Consider the following 22,012-nt stretch of genomic DNA (forward strand, 5'->3'; position numbering starts at 1 on the left):
AATTCAAAAGGGGGCAGTGCCCCCTGGTGCAACGACAACGTTTAGATCATGGGAAGGAATCGCCGTTCTAGGTGAGATCCTTCGTGTGTTCCACGACGGCTCAGGTCGGTACTGGACTGCAGTTTGTGCCGAAGTCCACGGTCAAACTGGGCATAGGCGATGTTGGCCTGCTCGACGTCGGAGGCGTGTTGCAACCCAGCTTCTTTACGCTTGAGATTGAGCGTGTGATTTAACGTCTGGTACTGGGCAAACGCTTCCTCAATCGTTATCTCCAGCCTGTGAACCTTTTGCCGTAGTTTTTGCAGTGCGACTTGGTAGGCCTGCTGGCAGTCAATGTAGTGACTGCTGGCCTCGATGGCCCTGGTTGCTTGAACCAAGGCCTCAGACTCTTTTGTGATTTCATCAATGAACTTATCGGCGGCAGCTTCAGTGCCACATTCCGTGATGAAATTCTCAGGCAGTCTACGAACCTCGGTGAACTTCAAACGCTCCAGGTTACTGGGGTTGATCTTCTCGTCGGTTAGTGACGATTTGGCCCCGAGGGCCTGCTCTAAGTTGCCAGTTAGGTTAAATGCCATATTGCTTGCGTAAGTAAAAGGACTCATCGATGATCATGGAAATGCTTGCGTGTACTGCACATCACCTCCCTACGTAGTCGCGGTTTTCAAGGTAGAAGTCTCGTAGTGGAAGCACCCGATAGTGGCTGTGGATGGTGGAGAGGGCGATCGCACCGGCAAGCGTTAGCAATACCAGGTGGGTTAGCGTCAGTCGAAACTGTTTCAGCCGATTCAACTGCTTATCCTGACTGGCTTGTTCAAGGGTCAGGCGGTTGACGTGGCTTTGGTTGCAGTCAACCAGGTCCCCCAGCTGGTTGAACGAACCCTTGAGGGACTCAATGTCTGACTGAGTTAACTTCTCGCCCGTCTCCAGTAGCCCCAGCTGCTTATTGATGGCCGCGATCGACCGCTTAATCTCAACCGTATTTGCCCGGCTTGTTTCCTGAAGATCTGAAACAGCGGCCCGGACATTGGCCAGGGCGATGCCGTGGCGTTCGACGGTTTTAGACAGAGCCGCGACCTTCTCCACCAGGGATAGATCTTCATCCGTTACTGGGTCAACGGGTTTTGTCTCGGGAGCTTCGTCCGTACTCAGCCAGCTTAGTGGGTCCTGTTTGGGGTCCATGGCTAGCTCCTTAATCCCAGAAGATTAAGGCGTCGAAGGCCCCAATTGTGCATTGATGCGCGGTAATCGCTGGTTGAGCGATGTCTCTGAGGACACCGCCCAGAACGATGAGAGCCGCAGACCAGATGACAAAAAGTTTTATCTTGTAAGCCATAATGAAGTCGTTCCATTTTGTGTTTGGGACGCAAGGGATAGGGCTTTTCCATGGCGACCTATCCCTTTTGCATGTGAGCTTTTAGAAGGTCATGTTTGAGTAGATGCCCTCTAACAGCCGGACCATTTGGGTGGCATCCAGCTGTATCTCCATGTGATCAAGCAGTCGCATGACTTCATCGTGGTCCTCAAACTCGAACTCATCGCGCGTTGCCAGAGAACAGAGAGAGGCATCAGCCAACAGAAGATTAAGACTGTCGGTTTCGAGATAAAGCAGGTGCTGTGCAACAGCCGAGGCAATGTTTAACCGTTCCTTATTGGTCAGGCCTTGCCAGTAGGAACCGTACTTATTACAGAGGCGATCAACGGCAGGGGTTTGGACGTAATACGTGATGGGCTTTGACATAGTGACTAACTCCAGTCGGTGAGTTGTGCAAATTCGTCGTCGATATCAGTGGGTTGAGTCGCCTGGGGCAGTGGAGCGAGCGGATGACCGCTTTGACTAGCGGCATAGATGCCAAGGATGTGATTTAAAGCCAGCTTGGGATCCTCTACCTGTATCTCTTCCATCACCTTGCGTATCAGGGGTTGGAACCCCTTCTCGATGGTGATTCTCACAGGCTTGCTACCTTGCGTAGTGCATAGGCGTATAACCCACGGGCATTGGCCCACTGAGGATCAGGAAGTACCTGGATGTTGCGCTGGGTCAGCAGACCTTTGATGCCAGGCAGGCAGGCACCCCCACCAATAGCCAGTAGAGCCGTGGCTGACGCCATGCGATCCTCTGTTGGGCGCACCATCGGTTTAAGTACTGTGTTCACCCAGACGGGAAGTTCCGCTTTGTAAGCCTCGTTAAATTTCCACTCTGGAAACTGGGTTCCATAGGTGAAGTTGCCAGACTCAATACCCGCTCGAATGAGATGGCGATCACCTTCCCTTTTTAGCTGTTGTCGCACCAAATCATTCTTTGCAATGGCATCAATAAAACTCTCTACTCCGCCGTTTTGGGAGTAGCTGCGACCGGTCATTGAGAGACCATTAAACGAACTAACAATGAGAGTTCCGTTGCCTAGGTCATAGACTAATGCGTTAGTGAAATCAGCCTTGTTGTTGTAGGCCAAAACCGCACCGGTTCCCTCTTCCAAAACACCATTAACAGTCACGGCAACAGTTGAACGCTTGCCATTCATAACAACAATATGAATGCCGGTTAATGCCTCTTTTAATCCCTTCCCAAGGGTCGCGCCGTCATGAACAGAAACGGTGATAGAGAGTAGCCATTCTGACCGGTGAGGTTGGAGAGACAGTGCGCTAAGCAACAGCTGTAAACCGAGGTCAATCTTGCCGGTTTTGTCGTCGGTGACGCGGTGCAATGCGCGAGGTGAATGGTAGTAGGCATTGATGCCGCCGATCCATTGTTTGCCTTCTAAATCACTGCGATCGCCCTCGACATATTCGACATATCCCTTGGTTTGACCCAGACTCAGGCGCTCGGTGAGGTAGGTCACATAGCTATCTAAGCGGTACTCACCGAGACCAGAAACCAGCTTTAAAGCCCCGTTGCCGATGTCTACACCCACCGGTTGGCAGTTCTGCCCGGATTTGGCAGATGTGACAGATTCGGTCAGTTTTGCCAATGTTTGAGTTGCCATGTGTTTATCTCTGTAGTTATTGATGTGTAATGATTTGATGCTGTTTGGAAGGGAAAAGCGCTTACTTTTGGGTGTGGCAAATGTGGCTCCTGGTGACTCAATTGGTCAGATTTGCCACGAAAAATAGACACAACAAAAGCCCGTGGGAAAGTTCACGGGCTTGTTATGCGTTCAGGTACTCGGCTGAACGGTGGGGCGTGTGTCCGAAGCTCCTCTTAGCTCAGGCACTTCAATGAAATGGGAGACGCAATCACTAACTAGGTTCAACGCATAGAAATAGCAAGTGTCTCCAATATCTATGAGGCCACAGGGCTCAACTGGACTTTCTATATCAATAGCCCTGGCTACCAGCGTTCTTCCTGCTTGAAGTCGAAGCTTAGCCAGGACTTCAAGTCGTTCATTTAATTGAGTGATTTCGTCATCAATGCTCTTTAGCTCTTGAAATAGCTCGTCGGGAGTCAATCCCTGAGTTTGATCAGATACCATTAAAAAGTCTCCTTTTTCTGGGGGCTGCCCTGGGCTGCGGCGTCCAAACTACGGCCCAGGGCTATTACTCTACTTTTTAGTTTTTAACCAACGTCGAAGTGTTCAGGCTTCGACGTTTTTTTGTGAGATCGCATCCGCAAGAAAAGGAACTGGCTCAGAAGAACTGAGGCGATCGGGAAGAGCCGATATACCAACTCCAAAGTGCTCTGACAACAAGCGATCTATGTTTTTAGCCTCCTTAATTGTCCATCCAGGCTCAGCGCCGTTCTCACCGCGTTGAACCTTTCTGATTGAACAGTCAATAACCCTAGAAAGGGCTTCCTGAGAGAGGCCGAGAGCTTCACGCAACTGCTTGAGCACGACTTTATTTTCAACCTCAACATCATCCATGTTATAACATAACTAACCAAAATGGATACCAATTTTGGATATCCATTTTGGTTAGTTCCTTAAAGGTACATGCAAGGGGCAAGTTTGACGACCACCCCTTGCATGTCGATTATCTCAGCGCCCCCAGCGCCTTTGAAAGGGGCAACCCACCACATATCCATCTCTTCAAAAACACGGAAATTACGTAAATACCGATGTCACTTAAATCACTAAGTAGAATCTCTCACGATCTACGTACTTACGGATGGGGGGTCATCACCAACCACCCATGCCATCGCGAAACACGAATCGGAATAACTTGGCCCATAGAGGTCAAGCGGTGCGGTGTTCAAAAGGGCTTTTGCCTAAGGGCCTGGCTCCAGTGGCCAGAGCTGCACATATTGAACGCCTTTGAATTGGAATCGGACTGCCTAAATAAAAGACATGGGGAAGCAAATGCAGGTTGATTCACTGGCTATGTACGTCACCCTGCTGGCGGCTGCACACCGAGAACAGCGGTTCTATCAATTACGGTTCATGTGGACTGCGATCGCAGCGTTCGAAGAGATGGGACTACCAGCCGACCGGCTGGAGGAACTACGCGGCCTGTACCAGGGATTCGCCGAGGGTGTCCTATTCGATCAGCACATCAATAGCCAACAAAAAGGAGCCGACCCAGAGAGTCCGCCCCAAAGCTAGTACTGCTATTCGTCAACGTATCCGGGGTCGCCTTCGGCCCAAAGCCACTACCCATACACATTATGTCAAAGATAGCTCAGGAAGCCCGTACGGGAGTCGCCTGTCCTTTGTGTGGTCGGGAAAAATATTGTTTTCTCATTGGTGAGCCATCTAACCCAAACATGGTTCTATGCCAATGGACGGAACCCAACAGACCACCAAACGGCTGGACTTACCAGGGACTTGCCAAAGATAATCGTCCAAAGTTTCTCAGAGATGGAGCCAAGCGCCGACGCAGCCGTAAATACCCTGAACTGGTCCGGCTGCAGTCTAAGGAGTTCTCCGAAAAATCACCCAAGTGGGTACTAGACAAACCCAACCCAACCATTGCACCAGGCGATCTAATTGTTGCCTCAGATGGCGTAACCCCTGGCATTCATGAGGTGAAGCGTCGCAAAAAGAAAACACTGATGTGCTCACCCCCCGGTGGCACGCAGATATTTTTAGAGATAGCGGAGAAAGATGCTAAGCCGTGCGTTGAGGATCCAGATACCGGTGACCAGCTGCAGCGGATTGAATATCTATATCCAGACCCGCTTAACCCAGCAAAGAATATCGGTAAGGTGGTGCGTCGCCAGTGGAGCGATCGCAGGCCGTGGTTTGAGAGTTACACCAAAACGAAGGAGGTCCGGCCCTGGTTCTGGAATGAAGATGCAGGTGACTGGGCCATGGGTCGTGGTCAACGCAGCTGGCCACTGTACCGAGAGAACGAAGCCAAGGAAGCGATCACCCGTGGCGAGGTGCTGTTTCTGGTTGCCGGTGAGCAGGCCGTCGAGGTTTACCGCTCCCTGGGACTAACTGCCACCACATGCCAAGGCGGTGAGGCCAGGTATGCCGATATCCCTGACAGACTATCGGGGGCCTGGGCCATGGCCCAAGACTCAGGGCTAAAGCCTCTAATCGCCATACACCCGGACTTTGACCTAACTGGCGACACCAAATTTGTGGCCGGTTTAACCAAGGAATGCCGGAAAGAGGGCATCGCAGCGGTGGCACTCAATCCGTTAGCCATTTGGTCAGATATGCCCCACGGGGGTGACATCAAAGATGTAGTCGATGGACTTGCGATCGCACCGGATGAGCTATTGCTCCGGCTAGAGAACGCCATTGATGAAGCCATCGACCTAGCCGAGATGGCCGAGCGGAATATCAAGCGACGGCTACGGTGGGGTGCTCCGGACTCAGTAGAGGGGGAACTGGGCTACTGGCGTAAGAACGACGATAGTGAGGATGACTACAGCGTTTTCAGACCACTGACTAATTTTGATTTGCAGATAGAAAAAGAAGTGGCTAGCTCTGACGGCGGCGGCTTCATTCTGCAGCTGAAGCGCAGTGGTGATCATCACCAGCACCGGTTGTTCCTGCCAAGCCTCGACTTTACCAGCGTCAGTAAATTCGAGGACACCCTTAAGAAGTCACTGGGCGGTGCCCTCATCTGCCGGTTAAATAATCACCAGATGAAAGCCCTATTGAGGGTGCGACTGGATGAATATCACAGCCGGGGCGGCAAGATGTACCGACTGGCTGAGCGAGTGGGGCAGCAGGCCGATGGTTACTGGATATTCCCCAGTAACCAGTTAACCCCCAGTGGTGAAGCCACCAGCGAGGAAAACAGCCGGTGGATATGGAACGACGGCATTACCGGGCAGGCTGACACACTGCCGGTGCCTCAGTACAATCCCACGTCATCTGATGCCATGGCCAACCTGGTGGAGTCGATGATCGGGTTCTACGGGCCGGTCAATATTTACCCCGCACTGTTAACCCTGGGCTATGGTGCTGCCGCTGTTCATTATCAGTCTTTTATCGAGCAGACCGGCAATTTCCCAATCCTGAACCTCATCGGTGACGGCGGCGGCGGTAAAACCACAGCGGGAGCCTGTGCCCTGTCTATCTCTGGAATGCACACCGATAAAGCCGGTGGGATGCTCAAAGACGTATCAGTGTCAGCAGCCTACGAACGCTTAAAGCTGATCGGTGGCCTCGTCCACTGTTGGGATGACCCCACTAGGACGCCTGAACTAGACGAGTTCCTTAAAGGACTCTACAACGGTAAGCCCAGGCTGGTGAGAGGGGGAGACGCTGGAAAGTTCAATTCCCAGAAGCCTCACAGCGCACTGATGGTAGCCTCTAACTTCGCCGCCGGTGAGACAAATGCAGCCACAATGAGCCGGTTGATTCTGCTGTGGTTTGACTGCAGCGACAAGTGTGGAGGGAAAAACGACTGGCTCAAGATGAAACGGGCGATGGACAAGGCCAGTGGGGCACTACCTGGGGTTATAAAGCTGGGCCTGGATCTTGATCAAATAGGCGACTGTGAGGAGCAGCTAGAGCCCTATCTGCCTCATGCCCACTCAAGGATGGCTCGAAACTTAGCCATCATTCTCCAATACGGCAATGCCGTCTTAGATATGGCGGGTGTCCGAAATCAGTTCGACTTACTAAGCTATCTCAGAGACAAGGTCTGCTCCATGGCCAACGATGCGGACGCCAGCACCGACAGCCTTCGCGACTTTGTCGAGCGCTTATCTATGTTCCGATCTCAGGCAAAGCTGGGGGAATGGAATATGCGTTTCACCACTGAGCACAACTCTGACGTAGTCAAGGCTTTATCCATCCGCCTGAAGGAGGTTTGGGATGTGGTGGATAAAAACTCGAATCTGGCCTACAACAAGCAGATTCTTAAGAACCTACTCAAAGCGAGAGGAGCAAAGCTCAACGACAAGCAACGGTTTCATGGCAATGAGGACGTCTCTAAGGCGTTCGATCGCAAGGCCACCGACGACCCTATATGGAGAAATCAGCGGTGCGTTTCTATTCCTATCGACATCATCCGTGAGTACATCGAAATTGATGAACGCTTGGAAAACATGTCAACTGCGTCAACTGACCCTTCTGATCACACTCAAAACCTTGTCAGTCCTGAGGAATCTCAGTTGACGTCTATATGTCAACTGAATGTCAACTGGAATAAAAAACGTCAACTGACAAGTGAGGAGGCTGATCAGCAAAATCTTGCAACTGGCACACACCAAGAATCTCAGTTGACGGTTTCCAGTTGTCAACTGAGCACCCCAGTTGACGGTAAAATGTCAACTGACCAAAACCATACACAGCATGACTTAGAGGGTGATTTTGAACCTCAGTTGACGCAGTTGACATCAGAAAGGGTGCCTACATATTTCCGCGACGAAGAACGTGCGTTTGAGGCACCTGTCGTAGATACGGATTCTTGTCTCACAAACGCTGTATCTCATGCGGGAGAATCAAAACCAGCTGTCTCAGCCGTCTTAACCCAAGATTCACCCCCTACAACACCTGTCGATCGGGTCGAATTGCAACTGGCACAGTCAAGTTTGCAAACTAAGCCGATTGCACCGGGTGACGTCGTGATTCCAACAAGTGCCACAGTTTGGTACCGAAAGGGGAGTGCGCGGTTACCAAAAGGCAGTCTGCCCTATGGGATGGGAAAGGAACCCAGCGTTCATCTTGCGGCAATGGAGATAGAGGGCCTAGACGCATTGCAGGCCCCGTCGCTGGTGCTGTCCGTCTCCCAGGATGGCTACAAACTCAGAATCAGAAACCAAGAGACAGGTCGGACCAGCATCGTCAGCACGGCTGGCACTAAGCAGATGCCCAAAAGAGGGGGCGATGGATCGAGAGATAACACCTAGGGAGCTTTGGTACGTATGGCTCGCTTACGTCGAATACAAAACACCGTACGTGGCCCCTAGCACCGTTGTTAGAGACTACGCCAAATTTGAAAAACGGATACTCAAGATGATGAAAGAACGACCAGATATCAAGGATGCTCGCGATATGCGGGCATGGTTGCTAGAAAACTTTTCCCTTGAAACAGTCAGGCGCACTGTGCAGCAGTTCAACGCGGCCTGTAAGTTTGCCGTCGCCATGGACGAGCTGCCGTTTAACCCGTTTGATGGCCTAACTCGCTACTGGGGCAAGCGAAGGCAGGTGGCTGAGGGTAACTACACGGCATTCACGCCTGACGAGCGCAGCGCCATAATCGCAGCGTTTGAACAGGATGATCCGTACTATGCGGACTGGGTGAAATTCCTGTTCCTAAGCGGCTGTCGCCCTGAAGAAGCGAGCGCCCTTAGGTGGAGCGATGTAAGGGCGAACTTTGATGAAATCCTCATTGATAAGGCGTTGCCGGTTGATACCAGAATTGAGCAACCCACCAAGACGTATCGGTCCACCCGCTTCCCTTGCAACACCCAGATGAAACAGTTTCTAAAGGACCTGTGGTTTAAGCAGGCTGATGAAAGTTGGGACTTAGGTACCCATGATGGCTGGCTGTTGCCATCGGTAAAGGGTGGGCCATTCGACTACAAAAACTTCCAGAGCCGGCACTGGAAGCCACTAGTTGAGAAGTTGGTGCGCGATCGCAAGGTGGCGTTCTACTTCTCGGAGTACCACGCACGTCACACCTTCATTACTGAGCTGGTGAAGAAGGGGATTGATGAGCAGGACATCTCTTATATATGTCGAACTAGCGTGGCCATGATTCAGAGGTGCTACGCCAGCCAAAGTCGAAATGTAACCGTACCGGAGATTTAAAGATGAGACAGCTATCTAACTTCAATCAATCAGTTCGTTCAATCCTGGGAATGAAGCCAGTTGGGTGCTACGGCAAACACTGTGGCTGTGAACCTGGTCACACTTTTGAGTGTGATATCTGCGGCTACCTCCGCCCATGGTGTCGTGGAGCATCCGATGATATGCCGGACAGCTGTGACTATTGTTGGACAAAGGCTCACAGAGAAGCTAACGAAACACTTGAGAATGCACTCAGGCCACTAGCTTGATGCACTGCCTGTCACGCAACTACTCAACGGTGGGTCAGGGTTTACAGCAGTTCACCCCAACCAAGGAGTCAGGGTTTTGGGTGTGTGCCAGTTGGGCAATTTAGGCCCGTTTTAGTCCAAGTGAATTATTGAGAATTGAGCGCAAATTTAATTCGACGATTAGTTTCTGTTTTTTGAATTGGAATTTAGAGGTGATTTTTCCAATTCATATAAATGAAGTGGAGTTTTTGGCTATGCCGATGGATAGAAGCTTGTATCCCGATAATTGGGATGCGATCGCAAAAAATATAAAGGATGAGGCTAACTGGACTTGCACCGAATGCGGTAGACCTTGCCGAAAGCCTGGGGAGCGTGAGCACGAATTGCTTGAGCGCTTACCACCTGTGTGGCAGGTCGATTGGTATGACTTGGTTGACTCTGAAGAGTTTGGGGATGTTGAGATCGAGAAACCCGGACGATTCATCTTGACGGTGGCGCATCTTGACCACAGGCCTGAAAATTGCGATCGCACCAACCTCAAAGCGCTGTGTGCTCCATGCCATTGCCGCTATGACTTGCAGCCGTCATCAATGTTTGTGAAACGGCAGCTAAAGCTAGAACGGAAAGGTCAATTAACCCTGCTCTGAGGTGCGATCGCACGTCTACTCAGTCGGTACCTCGTCAGGCGTGAAGACCATGACAAACTTGACTCTGCCAGTGGTCCATTCACCGCCTGGAGATAGAACCTGACATGTTGCACCTGAGCCAGTCCATTGAGTTAGTTGCTGCTGCTTGGTCATAACTGAGCCCATAACCTGAGGGGCTTGATAACCCATGAAGGTTTGCCCAATATCAGGGGCTGTGACATCTTTACCGAGCCTGACTACGGTGTCTGACTGAACAATCTTGGGCTTATTTTGAGGTTCACTCATAAACGCTAGAAGCCTTATGTGATAAAGCCTTCAACGAGAATTGAACTCGTGACCTCTCCCTTACCAAGGGAGTGCTCTACCGCTGAGCTATGAAGGCTGGTGGTGGGCCGTGTTGGATTCGAACCAACGTAGGCGTAGCCAGCGGATTTACAGTCCGCCCCCATTAACCACTCGGGCAACGACCCACAATGCCGGATTATCCGGCGATGCCAGGAGGCGGACTTGAACCGCCGACACGAGGATTTTCAGTCCACTGCTCTACCAACTGAGCTATCCCGGCAACAAGCGGCATGACTGCCTTTGCTTGTGCGCCTAAACAAGTTAGCAAAAGAGTGGAACCCTTAGCAAGCTAAAACTTGGGATCTTTTTGCCCTCAACTGCCACACCCTGGCAAAGAGACGGTGGGCAGCGCTTTTCGACAGGACATTCCCCTGCACATAGTTCATCCTCTATTCAATCTCCCGTAGTCGGGCTAGTTTTAGATAGAAGGCCCCTACACCTTGGCCCGCATAGGACCTTACTCGCACGGTGTACTGACCAGATTTAGAAATACGGGCAAACAGCAGGGAGTTGGTCGACCCGTCGGGACCATCATCGTTTTCACTAACGGTTGTGCCGTCATCGCCCAAGAGGCTGACTAGTGTATCAAACTCTTCGGAAATGACATCAATGGTTATCTGGTCACCCTCAAATAGCTCAATACTGTAGTCTCTGGCAAAACCACCGACTCCAGTGGGAATATCGCTCTCGGTGAGCGTATCGTTCACCTCACGCCCTCCTGCTAGCTCGATGGGATTATAAATTTGAGCCACAGCCCCACTAGCGCTCAGTATTCCAAGCGTTAACAGCGTTGCGGGCACCAGCATCGCCTGGCGTAGAATTTTCCTAGATTGCTTCATATGTTGGCAAAGGATGGGTGACTTAGATGGTGACATTATGCCCCAAGTTCAGGATGTCGCCTTACCACTCAATCAGCTTGTAACGTTCGTTAGCTCGCTCAGGTGCCCTAGAGCATACTCAACCAACTCTGTAATCTAAGTTCAGGCTGAAGAATAAAGGTGCCACCTGATGTTGTAAGCCTGTATCATCCCAATGACGTGCAAGTCGGTAGCTGCCCACTATGCCCCGTTCTGATTCCAAACATACTTTGTCACAAAATAATGATCATCCTGTTTTACAGCGCTTGCGCGGCATAAGTCACGTTTTGGATAATGCGATCGCAATTCCCGGACTCGGCTACCGAGTCGGCCTAGATCCTCTAATCGGGCTACTGCCGGGTGGAGGCGATCTGATGACCGGTCTAATTTCAGTCTATATCGTTGCTGAAGCCGCTCGTTTAGGGGTGCCAGCAGCCACCCTAGGTCGGATGGGTCTCAACATTTTTCTAGAGCTGCTCGTTGGCACTGTGCCGATGGTCGGAGACCTGTTTGATGTGGTCTGGAAAGCCAATGCTCAAAACGTCGCCCTGTTAGAACGTCATATTCAGCATCCCCGCCCCAGCCGTCGCGCTGACAAGGTATTTGCCATCATCTTAATCACATTGCTACTGGCCCTGGTAATCGGCATAGCCACCCTATCCCTAATGATTGTGCGCTGGGTCCTGCAGCTGTAACATAGAAGGCCGACACCCATTCCAGGGCCAAACTGTTCGATAGCAGAGCGACAGTCCTGAATGTGAATACGCTGATAAAAGAGCCCCCGGATAGAGGAATTACATGGTTGGAGCAGCCGATTTTGTCGCCGACATTACCCAAGGCGGCACAGACCAAGACGTAACGCTCGACTTTAAGGTTCCTGATCCCAACGATACCAATATCTCTGAGCACGATTTTAACCACCAGATCGACGTTGCCTGGCAGGTGTGCGATCGCTTTGATTTGCAAACCGATATTTGGCGTGGTCGTATTCTTCGAGCCATTCGCGATCGCGAAAAGCAAGGTGGTGACGGTCGTGGCACCGGCTTTCTTAATTGGTTAAAGGATCGAGAAATCAGTAAAAGTCAAGCCTACGCGCTAATCGAGCTGGGCAACAGCGCAGACGACCTGCTTCAAGAGGGGCTCTTAGACGAACAGTCCGTCAACCAATTTAGCAAACGAGCTTTTGTAGAAACGGCCCAGGCCGCCCCAGAAGTGCAACAAATGGTCACCGAAGCTGCCCGCCGAGGCGAACAAGTCACCCGCAAAGAGGTCAAACAGCTAACCGATGAATGGACAGCCATGACTTCTGACCTAGTACCAGAGACCGTCCGAGAAAAAGTTGCTAACAACACCATTCCGACCCGCTATCTGACACCACTGGTCAAGGAAATGGAAAAACTGCCCCCCAGTCATCAAGAAACCTTGCGCACCGAAGCCGCTCGAAATCCAGATGTCGATACCCTCAAGCAAATCACATCCGAAGCCCGCTACCTGTCTAAATATATCGCTGCCGCCAGCCAGGTACAAACTATCGATCCAGATATCGTAAATTTAGAACAAGCCCTGGAAGAAGCCTTGCGTACGGGCTGCTTAAACTCCACAGCAGACCTAGTCAACCAAGCAACCCAGCTAGAACAGGCCACCGCAAAGCTCTACACAGCCTGGCGACGACTCAACAAGCTGGCAGAGCGCGTCTATGTTGACAGTGGCGAAAGCACTCCCCAGCTGCGTGCCCTGCTCAGCGCCCTAGCTCCCCTTACCAACGAACTGATTGAAATCCAGATAGGGAACGCTAGTAGCCCCTCCACCAAAACCATCCGTCTACAAATCCTAGGGGAAGCGGACTAAACACCACAAATTCGTGTCAATCCAATAGATAAAAATTCTAAATAGATCAACCTAGAATACTTGCACGCCAATAGTGTGACAACACTTCAACTGTATTTACAAACATTCTTGCAATACTAATAGGGTGTAAAGTGTGAAATCAGATGTCAATATTTAAGTTAACCGCAGCAGTTGTGCTAGGCCATGGCTTAGATAGAGGCAACAAGTGGTTATTGTAATGCAGGAATTGGTACAGATATGCCACAGCTTGAGGCCAGCCCAGCGCTCGACTTCCAAAGTGAAGCGTACAAGGATGCATACAGTCGCATCAACGCAATTGTAATTGAAGGAGAATTGGAGGCTAACGATAACTATAAGAAGTTGGCTGAACACCTCAGCGAGCATAAGGACGACTTGATTAAACTAGCTCGCATGGAAAATCGTCACATGAAAGGCTTCCAGGCCTGTGGCAAGAACCTAAATGTGACACCTGATATGGAGTTTGCCAAAGTATTCTTTGCTAAGCTCCACGATAATTTTAAGGAAGCCTGGGATGAAGGAAAGGTTGTCACCTGCTTACTGATTCAGTCGCTAATCATTGAAACCTTTGCCATTTCTGCGTACAACATCTACATCCCCGTTGCAGATGATTTCGCACGGAAAATTACCGAAGGTGTCGTCAAGGACGAATATATGCACCTGAATTTTGGTGAAGAATGGCTCAAAGCTAATTTTGAGACTGCTAAAGCTGAATTAGAAGAGGCAAATCGTCAGAATTTGCCCCTAGTCTGGCAGATGCTTAACCAAGTAGCCGAGGACGCAGCTGTCCTGGGAATGGAAAAAGATGCCCTAGTTGAAGACTTTATGATTACTTATGGTGAAGCCTTAGGTAACATTGGGTTTACTAGCCGCGAGGTTATGAAGCTTTCGGCTCAGGGTTTAGCTATGGCCTAGGTATATCAGTTTGTAAAAGAGGCTGATCGGGTGATCAGCCTCTTTTTTCATTGCCGCTCGTACGGCCAACACCCCCCATGACTGTAACGTTTTGTTGTAGTCTGATTTTCTAAGGTTAATTTAATTTTTTATACAAGCGTCCCCAATGTTTGGCTTAATCGGACATCTCACTAATTTAGAGCACGCCCAATCGGTCGCCCGTGATTTGGGATATCCAGAATATGGAAGCCAAGGCTTGGATTTTTGGTGCAGTGCGCCTCCCTTTGTAGTGGAAGACATCAAAGTTACTAGCGCAACTGGCCAGGTCATTGAAGGGCGCTACGTAGAATCCTGCTTTCTGCCGGAAATGTTGGCGACACGACGCATTAAGGCAGCTACTCGTAAGATCCTGAATGCAATGGCCCACGCTCAAAAGCTAGACATCAATATTACGGCTTTGGGTGGGTTTTCCTCAATCATTTTTGAAAACTTTAAACTTGAACAAATTCGCCGCATTCGCAACTTAGAGCTTGATTTCCACCGATTTACCACAGGCAATACGCACACGGCCTATATCATTTGCCAGCAAGTTGAACAGGCCGCGCCCCAATACGGCATTGATCTATCCAAGGCAACGGTAGCCGTTTGTGGAGCCACAGGCGATATTGGCAGTGCCGTTTGTCGCTGGCTGAGCCAACATACGGGCGTTAAAGACTTATTGCTTGTCGCTCGTAATAGAGAGCGTTTGGATAATCTCAAGGACGAGATTGGCATGGGCCAAATCATGGGTTTGGAAGAAGCATTACCCCAAGCCGATGTAGTCGTTTGGGTCGCTAGTATGCCTAAAGGGATTGACATCGACCCTAGCAAATTAAAGCAAACTTGCTTAATGGTTGATGGCGGCTATCCCAAAAATATTGGCAGCCAGTTTAGCCACCCTGGTATTCACGTTCTCAAGGGCGGTATTGTTGAGCACACCCTCGATATAGACTGGCGCATCATGCACATTGTTGCCATGGATGTTCCTGCTCGACAGTTATTTGCCTGTTTCGCTGAATCAATGCTGTTGGAATTTGAAAAATGGCATACTAATTTCTCTTGGGGGAGAAATCAAATCACCTTAGAGAAAATGGAGAAAATTGGTGCAGCCTCTGTCAAGCACGGTTTTCGTCCCTTGCTAACAACCTAGTTTTTTAATACCTAGTTACACTTATCCTTCCTGGCTGACACCATCAGTGCATTTTAAGGGGCAGTTTGCGATAGGGTGGAATTATTGCTGGAGTACCTAGAGCTGTTATGGCGACAACAGAAAAAAGGCCCATTTTGCTAGACTTTGAAAAGCCGTTGGCTGAGTTAGAGTCGCGTATTCTGCAAATACAAGCATTGGCCGAAGACAACGATGTTGACGTCTCGGCGCAAATTCAGCAACTAGAGTCACGAGCCCAGCAGTTAAGGCAAGAGATTTTTACGAGCCTGACACCAGCTCAGCGTATTCAGGTAGCACGTCATCCTCGTCGACCTAGCACATTGGACTATATTCAAGCCATTTCTGAGGAATGGATTGAACTGCACGGCGATCGGCGCTCTGGAAAAGATGACCTAGCTCTAGTAGGTGGCATTGCCCGTTTTCATGGCCACTCAGTTGTCATGATCGGTCATCAAAAAGGGCGGGATACCAAAGATAATGTCGCCCGCAATTTTGGTATGGCCTCTCCCGGAGGCTACCGCAAGGCAATGCGGCTAATGGAACACGCCAACCGTTTCAAGATGCCGATCTTTACCTTCATCGATACACCTGGCGCTTGGGCTGGTTTAGAAGCAGAAGAAATGGGACAAGGAGAAGCCATTGCCCATAATCTTCGAGAAATGTTCCGTCTAGATAGCCCAATTATTTGCACAGTGATTGGAGAAGGGGGCTCTGGAGGAGCATTGGGTATCGGTGTTGGTGATCGCCTCCTAATGTTTGAGCATTCCGTCTATACAGTTGCCAGCCCTGAAGCTTGTGCAGCCATTTTATGGAAGGACGCCTCCCGTGCATCGCAAGCGGCTGAAGCCTTGAAGATAACGGCTTGGGACTTAAAAAATCTAGGAATTTTAGATCATCTATTGCCGGAGCCCACTGGAGGAGCCCATGCAAACCCAATTAAGGCCGCTGAGGGCCTGGAAGCAGCACTTTTAGAAAACCTTGAGTCCCTACTTGCGATACCACCCGAACAACGACGGCAAGAACGATATCGTAAGTTTCGTCAGATTGGTGTTTTTTCAGAAGCAGCCTAGGGTTAGCGCATTGTTGCCGCATAGAGTTGGACTATCTCTCCCTTAGAAATTTCAGAAATAACAATATGGAATTTACGAGCTATCGTTCTCAGGTTTGATGCAGTCCCGCTCAAACCTGAGAACGATTAATGTGTGTAGCCAGTTGTTGTATGAGGGGTGAATCACCCATAAAGCACTGATTTAAGACCATTGTGAAAACTCTCTTGGCATAAAATCGACACAACTCTCGTAACATTTGTTAATATTAAAGACACGCGTAGATTTCTTGCTCTGCTCTCCATGGATGCTCATTGATGAACACTGTCCTTAACCGCCGCGCATTAATTACAGGTGCTAGCACTGGTATTGGTCGCGCCACAGCTCTAGCTTTTGCCAAAGCTGGGTTTGATGTCGTACTGGTGAGTCGATCAGCAGATAAGCTTCAGGCTCTAGTAGATGAAATTGTTGCGACATCAGCGGTCCAGGCCCAAAGTTTTCCCATGGATTTAGGTGTCATTGAGCAGGTCAAACCCCAAATCGAAAGTATCCTCGAAACAGTGGGTCCCGTCGATGTACTGGTCAACAATGCTGGCATGGGCTATACCGGAGCACTCAATCAGATGCCATTGGCTGATTGGTGTCAAATCCTTAACTTAAATGTAACCAGTGTCTTTCAATGTATTCAGGCAATCCTTCCAGGAATGCGTCAGTGTAGCAGTGGCATGATTATTAATGTAGCTTCGATTGCAGCGCGACAAGCCTTTCCCGAATGGGGAGCTTACGGCATTAGTAAAGCAGCCGTTGTCGCCCTATCAAAGGCTATCTCAGTTGAAGAACGGGAGCACGGCATTCGAGTAGTGACCATTTTACCTGGCGCTGTCAACACTCCCCTGTGGGATACGGACACTGTTCAATCCGACTTTGATCGCTCTGGCATGCTTACCCCTGAGCTAGTCGCAAACGCCATTCTACAAACTGCACTGCTCCCAGATGGGGCAGTGGTTGAAGAGCTAACCATCATGCCCAGTGGAGGAGCCCTGTGATTCCCTGAAGCATGTTTTCTCTGGTCAAAGCAGTGGCCAACTTTCGTCTTAATGAGACGAACCAACTTTTTGCTGATTATCTAAAACTTCACTTACCCACACCATGGTTATTTCCACAAACGGTTCTAACGCTAACGGTCTGCTCAATAGTAAATCGTTAGAAAGTGTCGTACGCCCTGATCGAGCCAAAACTCAAGGACATGACGCGCTGCTACATGAGCCTTCTGCCGATAATGAAAAACTCATGCAAGCGGTGCACACCATGCTGGCTGAGTTAGGTGAAGACCCTGAGCGGGAAGGATTGCTCAAAACACCTAAGCGGGTGGCTGAAGCCATGCGTTTTCTCACTCAAGGCTACACTCAGTCGTTGGAGACCATCGTCAATAATGCCATTTTTGATGAAGGTCATAATGAGATGGTCTTAGTGCGAGATATCAATTTCTTTAGCCTGTGCGAGCACCACATGCTGCCGTTTATGGGGCGAGCCCACGTTGCTTATATCCCCAACCAAAAGGTGGTCGGTCTGAGTAAGTTAGCCCGCATTGTTGAAATGTATTCCCGCCGACTGCAGGTACAAGAGCGGCTGACACGACAGGTCGCTGAGGCCATCAGCGAGGTATTGGAGCCTCAAGGAGTAGCTGTAGTGATGGAAGCCAGTCACATGTGTATGGCGATGAGAGGCGTCCAAAAGCCAGGCTCTTGGACAGTGACTAGCGCCATGCTTGGTGTCTTTCAGGATGAGCAAAAAACACGCGAAGAGTTCTTAAGCCTTATTCGTCATCAACCAGCATTCTCCAACTACTAAACTGATCTTAACGAACGGTCTAGATTCAAGGTCTGTGGAGAAATCTGAAAAAATAACTGACTAGGCCGTTCTCTGGGAAAAGCAACGATAGAGTTGAGATTCATATCGTCGGCAGGAACTCATCCCCGCCGACGATATTCTAGTGAAACCATATGTTGCCGATGGCAGCTTGTCATTTTCACCCACTAGATCGTGATTTATATAGGAGTAAGTGGAGCCCATGAGTCCCCTGAATGTTGAAACTGCTGGTGAAATCATTAGCGCTGGTACTGAAAGCTTTCAAGCTAGCCATGTAGACGTCATCGAAACTGTCATTGCCAGCCTGGAACAGGGGGGCAATGCCATGGTCAGCCGCGATGATGAAGATGGCTATCTTTGGAAATTTACCTACGGCAGTGTGACGGTGTATGTCCAACTGACAGGAACGGATGATGAAGATACTCTCACGGTCTGGTCCCCTCTATTGAAGCTGCCAGTGGCTAATCAAACAGCTTTAATGCAAGAGCTGTTGGCTATGAACTGCGGTGAAACCTTAGAAGCCTGTTTTGGTATTTCTAATCAAGAGGTTCTGGTCTTGGCAAGCCGCATCATGGCGGATATCAATCCTGGCGAAATTTCTAGACTCATGACCATTGTGGCGACTATCGCCGATGACATGGATGATATTCTCCAGGAGAAGTATCCGGCTACGTAGACAGTATCTGACTGCATAGACAATGAACAGGATATGGCGGCTGATTCCCCCGATGGAGGCCTCCGGTGTGCTTCAAATGGCTATTGATGAGTGGTTATTAGAACAGCACCGTTTGGGTAACGGACTACCCTGCTTAAGGTTTTATACATGGTTCCCCATCGCTATTTCCCTGGGCTATCATCAACGCCACTATCCAGAGCACTGGCGTACTATGCAATGGCAAGGTCAGTCAATAGACCTAGTGCGGCGGCCCAGCGGTGGGCGAGCGGTGCTTCACCAGGGAGACTTGACCTACAGTATCGTTACATCCGGATACCACGGCCGACGGCGAGATATCTACACTGAGCTTTGCCAGTTCTTGATTGAGGGCTGGCAACGTTTGGGAATTTCTCTGCATTTAGGAACCGATCAGCGTAGCTATCAGCGCTCTGCAAACTGCTTTGGTACGGCTACTGCAGCCGATCTAGTTATGGACACTGGCTATAAGGTGATTGGCAGCGCTCAGCTTTACCGTGATAGCTGTATTTTGCAACATGGATCCATCAGACTGGCGCCAGATCCAGATCTAGCAGCAGCGGTATTTGGTGGTACTCCGATTACTCCCCCTAATGTCTTCAGAACTATGAAGCCAACGGCTGTAATTGCAGCACTGACCGCTGCAGCACAGCATATTTTTGATATTAGTCTCAAGCTGCAGCCCCTATCATTACAAGAACAGCAGCAGGTAACCCTCTGGGCTCAAGACAGGGAAATGCCTCTGTAACTAATTGTCTCTTCTCTAGCTCCAAATTTAGCCTGTCTATTCCGCATTTCTGGCGATCGCAGCTAGCTGTAATCCCGATGGATAAGCCCCCTCTTCCTTAATACGATCAATAATCGCCTCTGAAATCGGAAAGTTTAATCGCTTGGCCAAGGCCCGGACGACATCGCCCCGGTCAATAGTCCCAGCAACGGCATCAGCAGGGGACAGTACCGTGATCCGTCGCAGTTCATTTTCTTCGAGATCGGTAATCACTTTAGACAGCGGTGTTTCTTCACGCACATGGGGGACATCTAAAAGCGGGTGGGCAACCTGGGCCAGGGTCATGGATTCCCATTGACCACGTTCAATCTGACGTAGATCATCCAGGGACACCATGCCCCGATAGCGACCGTTGGAGGCGGCAAAATAGACAACAGCCTTATCCTCATGCAGCAGCTGATTATCGGCAAATTCCCGTAGCGTCATGGTGCCATCAACCACCTTAAATTCGCGTACACTCGCATCCTTGGCTTTGAGACTGCTAATGGCATCCTGCAAATCGCTGACCCGGTTATAAGCCCCTGCATTGCGCACAGCAAACCATCCCAGAAGCGAGAGCCAGAGCCATTCAAACTGTTGGGTAGACAGATATACATAGATACCCACCGTAATCGCCGTCCACCCTAGCAACTGACCAACCCTGGCCGCCCAGCGCACCCCTTGAGCCCGGCTACCGGTTATTTTCCACACGGCAGCTTTGAGCACCTGACCACCATCTAAAGGTAAACCTGGAATCAAATTAAACAGGGTAAGTACCAGATTGATTTGGGCAATCCGGCTCGTTACCAGCGAGGCTATCGTCTGCTCCGGGACAATCAGGGCTACCAACCCCAGGGATACAAACAGAAAAAAGCTGACTAAGGGGCCTGCGATCGCAACTTGAAATGCCTGCCCTGGAGTTTTTGACTCCTTGTCAATAGACGCAATCCCCCCAAACAAAAATAACGTGATCGAGTTGACCTGAATCCCCTGACGTCGAGCTACCAGGCTATGCCCCAACTCATGGAGTAGTACAGAGCCAAACAAAAGTAGTGCCATCACCAGACCCACTACAGCTGCCACCGGCAAGGTGAATCCATCGTCAGATAGATCGCTGCCATAGGCAAACGTCATTAGCAGGACAATAAAAAACCACGATGTATCAACAAATAGGGGGATACCGAAAATTGCGCCAACGCGCCAACCGGATTGCATAGTGATATACCTTTGATAGGCCGATGGATAATAGGGACAGAACGATTAGTATGGCCCTACTAAAAAGTCATACTAAAACACACCTGCATTCAGAACCGTCAGTTTTTATCTAAGAACTGCCTCTATTTTAATGAGGGGGTTTACCAATAGCTTTACTGGATCTCCGAATCTTTTCGAATTATTATCTATGCGTATTAAGATTTGCGGCCTAACCCAGCCGGACCAGGCGGTTGCGATCGCCACCATGGGAGCCTCCGTACTGGGATTTATCTGCGTTAAACAATCCCCGCGCTACGTAGCCCCCGAAACTATTCAGACCATTGTGCAGGCACTCCCCCCTATTGACCGCTTTGGGGTTTTCGCCAATGCATCGCTGGAGCAAATTAAGCAGACCGTAGCTCTAGGACAGCTCAGCGGTGTGCAGCTCCATGGACAAGAATCCATCGCCTACTGTCAGACAGTTCGCACAACCTTACCTGACGTAGAACTGATCAAAGCCCTACGCATTCGTGATTTAAAAGATTTAGACCAGGTAGAAACCTATGCTCCCTATGTGGACACATTTTTACTAGATGCTTATCATCCCCAGCATCTGGGGGGCACCGGCCACACCCTAGACTGGAAAACCCTACAAACCTTTCGCCCTGAACGCCCCTGGTTTTTAGCCGGTGGCCTCCGTCCTGACAATGTTGCCCAAGCCCTATCGCTGCTTTCTCCAGATGGTATTGACCTCTCCAGCGGTGTAGAACAGTCTCCTGGAGACAAGAATCTGATTAAGGTGGCTCAGCTACTGCAGGCCGTTAAAAAAGGTGAAACACTCTCCCTCTAATCACCCCGTATTTGTAACAAAACATCTCTGAGCCTAAATCTTGATTACAGAATATCCCCCTTGCTTCATATGGTCTAAGTACTGATGATAGTTTGAGCCTAGTCGTCCATGCTTAGTCTCCCTAGCTACGCCATATGTACAACGTCCAAAAAGATTGGTTAGGTGCATTGATGATGGCTGCCCTCGGTGCAGGTATCATTACGTCCTTTGCCGTGAGCCAAGGTCAAAATCCCTTTGTTGGTCTGGGTATTACTGCTTTTGCATCTATTGTCGCTGTGCTCTTTGACCATTTTTGCTAGTGAGAAAGGCGATTTCCTGTTCCAGCGATTACTCCTGTCCAGCCAGCGGCTATCACTGCTGGCTTTTTCTTGTGTAAACGCCGGCCAGCCGTCGAT

General features: G+C 50.0%; 25 protein-coding genes and 3 tRNA genes. 15 read left to right on the forward strand and 13 right to left on the reverse strand.

Translation table 11 applies throughout. The features are described from left to right. Positions 1–41: 41 nt before the first annotated feature. The 7 genes from IQ260_RS00545 to IQ260_RS00575 form a co-directional block, all read right to left on the reverse strand. Positions 42–578, reverse strand: coding sequence for a hypothetical protein (locus tag IQ260_RS00545; protein ID WP_193989848.1), 537 nt, complete (start codon positions 576–578; stop codon positions 42–44). A gap of 61 nt (positions 579–639) precedes the next feature. After that, positions 640–1,182: a hypothetical protein gene (locus IQ260_RS00550; protein ID WP_193989850.1), complete on the reverse strand. Its 543-nt coding sequence runs from the start codon at positions 1,180–1,182 to the stop codon at positions 640–642. 235 nt (positions 1,183–1,417) lie between these two features. After that, positions 1,418–1,741 carry a hypothetical protein gene (locus tag IQ260_RS00555; protein WP_193989852.1) on the reverse strand — a complete coding sequence of 108 codons (324 nt, stop codon included), beginning with the start codon at positions 1,739–1,741 and terminating at the stop codon, positions 1,418–1,420. Positions 1,742–1,746: 5 nt separating this feature from the next. Then, on the reverse strand, positions 1,747–1,953 hold the full coding sequence (locus tag IQ260_RS00560) for a hypothetical protein (RefSeq protein ID WP_193989854.1): 207 nt from the start codon (positions 1,951–1,953) through the stop codon (positions 1,747–1,749). After that, positions 1,950–2,987 (reverse strand): ParM/StbA family protein, encoded by a 1,038-nt coding sequence (locus tag IQ260_RS00565; RefSeq protein ID WP_193989856.1) that lies wholly within the window; start codon positions 2,985–2,987, stop codon positions 1,950–1,952. Before IQ260_RS00565 ends, IQ260_RS00560 begins: the two co-directional genes overlap by 4 nt. A 171-nt stretch (positions 2,988–3,158) precedes the next feature. Next, on the reverse strand, positions 3,159–3,473 hold the full coding sequence (locus IQ260_RS00570; protein WP_193989858.1) for a hypothetical protein: 315 nt from the start codon (positions 3,471–3,473) through the stop codon (positions 3,159–3,161). A 102-nt stretch (positions 3,474–3,575) separates the two neighbouring features. Beyond that, on the reverse strand, positions 3,576–3,863 hold the full coding sequence (locus tag IQ260_RS00575; RefSeq protein WP_193989860.1) for a helix-turn-helix domain-containing protein: 288 nt from the start codon (positions 3,861–3,863) through the stop codon (positions 3,576–3,578). Between the two features lie 423 nt (positions 3,864–4,286). Here IQ260_RS00575 and IQ260_RS00580 point away from each other — a divergent pair, with 423 nt between their 5' ends. The 4 genes from IQ260_RS00580 (at position 4,287) to IQ260_RS00595 (ending at position 10,032) form a co-directional block, all read left to right on the forward strand. Beyond that, on the forward strand, positions 4,287–4,541 hold the full coding sequence (locus IQ260_RS00580; RefSeq protein ID WP_193989862.1) for a hypothetical protein: 255 nt from the start codon (positions 4,287–4,289) through the stop codon (positions 4,539–4,541). Between the two features lie 62 nt (positions 4,542–4,603). After that, complete coding sequence (locus tag IQ260_RS00585; RefSeq protein WP_193989864.1) at positions 4,604–8,254, forward strand: hypothetical protein; 3,651 nt, start codon at positions 4,604–4,606, stop codon at positions 8,252–8,254. Continuing rightward, the gene (locus IQ260_RS00590) at positions 8,232–9,158 is read left to right on the forward strand and encodes a tyrosine-type recombinase/integrase (RefSeq protein WP_193989866.1); all 927 of its coding nucleotides are present in this window, start codon (positions 8,232–8,234) and stop codon (positions 9,156–9,158) included. Before IQ260_RS00585 ends, IQ260_RS00590 begins: the two co-directional genes overlap by 23 nt. Before the next feature lie 487 nt (positions 9,159–9,645). Further along, entirely contained in the window at positions 9,646–10,032 is a 387-nt protein-coding gene (locus tag IQ260_RS00595) for an HNH endonuclease (protein WP_228015316.1), read from the forward strand. A 15-nt stretch (positions 10,033–10,047) separates the two neighbouring features. Here IQ260_RS00595 and IQ260_RS00600 read toward each other — a convergent pair whose 3' ends face one another. From IQ260_RS00600 to IQ260_RS00620, 5 genes are all read right to left on the reverse strand, one after another. Further along, positions 10,048–10,317, reverse strand: a complete 270-nt coding sequence (locus IQ260_RS00600) for a hypothetical protein (RefSeq protein WP_193989868.1) — start codon at positions 10,315–10,317, stop codon at positions 10,048–10,050. A 25-nt stretch (positions 10,318–10,342) separates the two neighbouring features. Further along, positions 10,343–10,414 (reverse strand) — tRNA-Thr (locus IQ260_RS00605). Between the two features lie 3 nt (positions 10,415–10,417). Then, a tRNA-Tyr gene (locus IQ260_RS00610) sits at positions 10,418–10,502 on the reverse strand. 22 nt (positions 10,503–10,524) lie between these two features. Beyond that, positions 10,525–10,597 (reverse strand) — tRNA-Phe (locus IQ260_RS00615). Between the two features lie 169 nt (positions 10,598–10,766). Then, positions 10,767–11,216 carry a PPC domain-containing protein gene (locus tag IQ260_RS00620; RefSeq protein ID WP_193989870.1) on the reverse strand — a complete coding sequence of 150 codons (450 nt, stop codon included), beginning with the start codon at positions 11,214–11,216 and terminating at the stop codon, positions 10,767–10,769. Positions 11,217–11,437: 221 nt separating this feature from the next. On the opposite strand from IQ260_RS00620, the gene IQ260_RS00625 reads away from it, so the two are divergent. The 9 genes from IQ260_RS00625 to IQ260_RS00665 all read left to right on the forward strand — a co-directional run bounded on the left by IQ260_RS00625 (position 11,438) and on the right by IQ260_RS00665 (position 19,555). Next, positions 11,438–11,929 carry a DUF4112 domain-containing protein gene (locus IQ260_RS00625; RefSeq protein ID WP_193989872.1) on the forward strand — a complete coding sequence of 164 codons (492 nt, stop codon included), beginning with the start codon at positions 11,438–11,440 and terminating at the stop codon, positions 11,927–11,929. 103 nt (positions 11,930–12,032) lie between these two features. Then, a complete protein-coding gene (locus IQ260_RS00630; RefSeq protein WP_193989873.1) occupies positions 12,033–13,082 on the forward strand; it encodes a hypothetical protein in 1,050 nt (349 codons plus the stop codon). Positions 13,083–13,319: 237 nt separating this feature from the next. Further along, positions 13,320–14,015 (forward strand): aldehyde oxygenase (deformylating), encoded by a 696-nt coding sequence (locus tag IQ260_RS00635; protein WP_193989874.1) that lies wholly within the window; start codon positions 13,320–13,322, stop codon positions 14,013–14,015. 145 nt (positions 14,016–14,160) lie between these two features. Beyond that, entirely contained in the window at positions 14,161–15,183 is a 1,023-nt protein-coding gene (locus tag IQ260_RS00640) for a long-chain acyl-[acyl-carrier-protein] reductase (protein WP_193989875.1), read from the forward strand. 107 nt (positions 15,184–15,290) lie between these two features. Continuing rightward, positions 15,291–16,271, forward strand: coding sequence for an acetyl-CoA carboxylase carboxyltransferase subunit alpha (locus IQ260_RS00645; protein WP_193989876.1), 981 nt, complete (start codon positions 15,291–15,293; stop codon positions 16,269–16,271). Positions 16,272–16,564: 293 nt separating this feature from the next. After that, entirely contained in the window at positions 16,565–17,293 is a 729-nt protein-coding gene (locus IQ260_RS00650) for an SDR family oxidoreductase (RefSeq protein ID WP_193989877.1), read from the forward strand. 103 nt (positions 17,294–17,396) lie between these two features. Continuing rightward, on the forward strand, positions 17,397–18,098 hold the full coding sequence (gene folE / locus IQ260_RS00655; RefSeq protein WP_193989878.1) for a GTP cyclohydrolase I FolE: 702 nt from the start codon (positions 17,397–17,399) through the stop codon (positions 18,096–18,098). A gap of 220 nt (positions 18,099–18,318) precedes the next feature. Then, positions 18,319–18,792, forward strand: a complete 474-nt coding sequence (locus IQ260_RS00660; RefSeq protein ID WP_193989880.1) for a YbjN domain-containing protein — start codon at positions 18,319–18,321, stop codon at positions 18,790–18,792. A gap of 22 nt (positions 18,793–18,814) precedes the next feature. Then, positions 18,815–19,555: a lipoate--protein ligase family protein gene (locus tag IQ260_RS00665; RefSeq protein WP_193989882.1), complete on the forward strand. Its 741-nt coding sequence runs from the start codon at positions 18,815–18,817 to the stop codon at positions 19,553–19,555. Between the two features lie 36 nt (positions 19,556–19,591). On the opposite strand, the gene IQ260_RS00670 is transcribed toward IQ260_RS00665, so the two are convergent. Beyond that, positions 19,592–20,788, reverse strand: a complete 1,197-nt coding sequence (locus IQ260_RS00670; RefSeq protein WP_193989884.1) for a site-2 protease family protein — start codon at positions 20,786–20,788, stop codon at positions 19,592–19,594. 187 nt (positions 20,789–20,975) lie between these two features. Between IQ260_RS00670 and IQ260_RS00675 the strand changes: the two genes are divergently transcribed. Further along, on the forward strand, positions 20,976–21,617 hold the full coding sequence (locus IQ260_RS00675; protein ID WP_193989886.1) for a phosphoribosylanthranilate isomerase: 642 nt from the start codon (positions 20,976–20,978) through the stop codon (positions 21,615–21,617). Between the two features lie 134 nt (positions 21,618–21,751). After that, positions 21,752–21,916, forward strand: a complete 165-nt coding sequence (locus tag IQ260_RS00680) for a hypothetical protein (RefSeq protein WP_193989888.1) — start codon at positions 21,752–21,754, stop codon at positions 21,914–21,916. Positions 21,917–22,012: the final 96 nt, after the last annotated feature.

Source organism: Leptolyngbya cf. ectocarpi LEGE 11479, from assembly GCF_015207065.1.
Taxonomy (GTDB): domain Bacteria; phylum Cyanobacteriota; class Cyanobacteriia; order Phormidesmidales; family Phormidesmidaceae; genus Leptothoe; species Leptothoe ectocarpi.

Excerpts from the sequence above, each read along its gene's own strand:
- IQ260_RS00670 (WP_193989884.1), bottom strand. The coding sequence starts at position 20,788 with ATGCAATCCGGTTGGCGCGTTGGCGCAATTTTCGGTATCCCCCTATTT.
- IQ260_RS00640 (WP_193989875.1), top strand. The coding sequence starts at position 14,161 with ATGTTTGGCTTAATCGGACATCTCACTAATTTAGAGCACGCCCAATCG.
- IQ260_RS00660 (WP_193989880.1), top strand. The coding sequence starts at position 18,319 with ATGAGTCCCCTGAATGTTGAAACTGCTGGTGAAATCATTAGCGCTGGT.
- IQ260_RS00595 (WP_228015316.1), top strand. The coding sequence starts at position 9,646 with ATGGATAGAAGCTTGTATCCCGATAATTGGGATGCGATCGCAAAAAAT.
- IQ260_RS00555 (WP_193989852.1), bottom strand. The coding sequence starts at position 1,741 with ATGTCAAAGCCCATCACGTATTACGTCCAAACCCCTGCCGTTGATCGC.
- IQ260_RS00645 (WP_193989876.1), top strand. The coding sequence starts at position 15,291 with ATGGCGACAACAGAAAAAAGGCCCATTTTGCTAGACTTTGAAAAGCCG.
- IQ260_RS00675 (WP_193989886.1), top strand. The coding sequence starts at position 20,976 with ATGCGTATTAAGATTTGCGGCCTAACCCAGCCGGACCAGGCGGTTGCG.
- IQ260_RS00665 (WP_193989882.1), top strand. The coding sequence starts at position 18,815 with ATGAACAGGATATGGCGGCTGATTCCCCCGATGGAGGCCTCCGGTGTG.
- IQ260_RS00620 (WP_193989870.1), bottom strand. The coding sequence starts at position 11,216 with ATGAAGCAATCTAGGAAAATTCTACGCCAGGCGATGCTGGTGCCCGCA.
- IQ260_RS00545 (WP_193989848.1), bottom strand. The coding sequence starts at position 578 with ATGGCATTTAACCTAACTGGCAACTTAGAGCAGGCCCTCGGGGCCAAA.
- IQ260_RS00635 (WP_193989874.1), top strand. The coding sequence starts at position 13,320 with ATGCCACAGCTTGAGGCCAGCCCAGCGCTCGACTTCCAAAGTGAAGCG.
- IQ260_RS00585 (WP_193989864.1), top strand. The coding sequence starts at position 4,604 with ATGTCAAAGATAGCTCAGGAAGCCCGTACGGGAGTCGCCTGTCCTTTG.
- IQ260_RS00580 (WP_193989862.1), top strand. The coding sequence starts at position 4,287 with ATGGGGAAGCAAATGCAGGTTGATTCACTGGCTATGTACGTCACCCTG.
- IQ260_RS00590 (WP_193989866.1), top strand. The coding sequence starts at position 8,232 with ATGGATCGAGAGATAACACCTAGGGAGCTTTGGTACGTATGGCTCGCT.
- IQ260_RS00550 (WP_193989850.1), bottom strand. The coding sequence starts at position 1,182 with ATGGACCCCAAACAGGACCCACTAAGCTGGCTGAGTACGGACGAAGCT.
- IQ260_RS00625 (WP_193989872.1), top strand. The coding sequence starts at position 11,438 with ATGCCCCGTTCTGATTCCAAACATACTTTGTCACAAAATAATGATCAT.
- IQ260_RS00565 (WP_193989856.1), bottom strand. The coding sequence starts at position 2,987 with ATGGCAACTCAAACATTGGCAAAACTGACCGAATCTGTCACATCTGCC.
- IQ260_RS00600 (WP_193989868.1), bottom strand. The coding sequence starts at position 10,317 with ATGAGTGAACCTCAAAATAAGCCCAAGATTGTTCAGTCAGACACCGTA.
- IQ260_RS00650 (WP_193989877.1), top strand. The coding sequence starts at position 16,565 with ATGAACACTGTCCTTAACCGCCGCGCATTAATTACAGGTGCTAGCACT.
- IQ260_RS00630 (WP_193989873.1), top strand. The coding sequence starts at position 12,033 with ATGGTTGGAGCAGCCGATTTTGTCGCCGACATTACCCAAGGCGGCACA.
- folE (WP_193989878.1), top strand. The coding sequence starts at position 17,397 with ATGGTTATTTCCACAAACGGTTCTAACGCTAACGGTCTGCTCAATAGT.
- IQ260_RS00575 (WP_193989860.1), bottom strand. The coding sequence starts at position 3,863 with ATGGATGATGTTGAGGTTGAAAATAAAGTCGTGCTCAAGCAGTTGCGT.
- IQ260_RS00570 (WP_193989858.1), bottom strand. The coding sequence starts at position 3,473 with ATGGTATCTGATCAAACTCAGGGATTGACTCCCGACGAGCTATTTCAA.
- IQ260_RS00680 (WP_193989888.1), top strand. The coding sequence starts at position 21,752 with ATGTACAACGTCCAAAAAGATTGGTTAGGTGCATTGATGATGGCTGCC.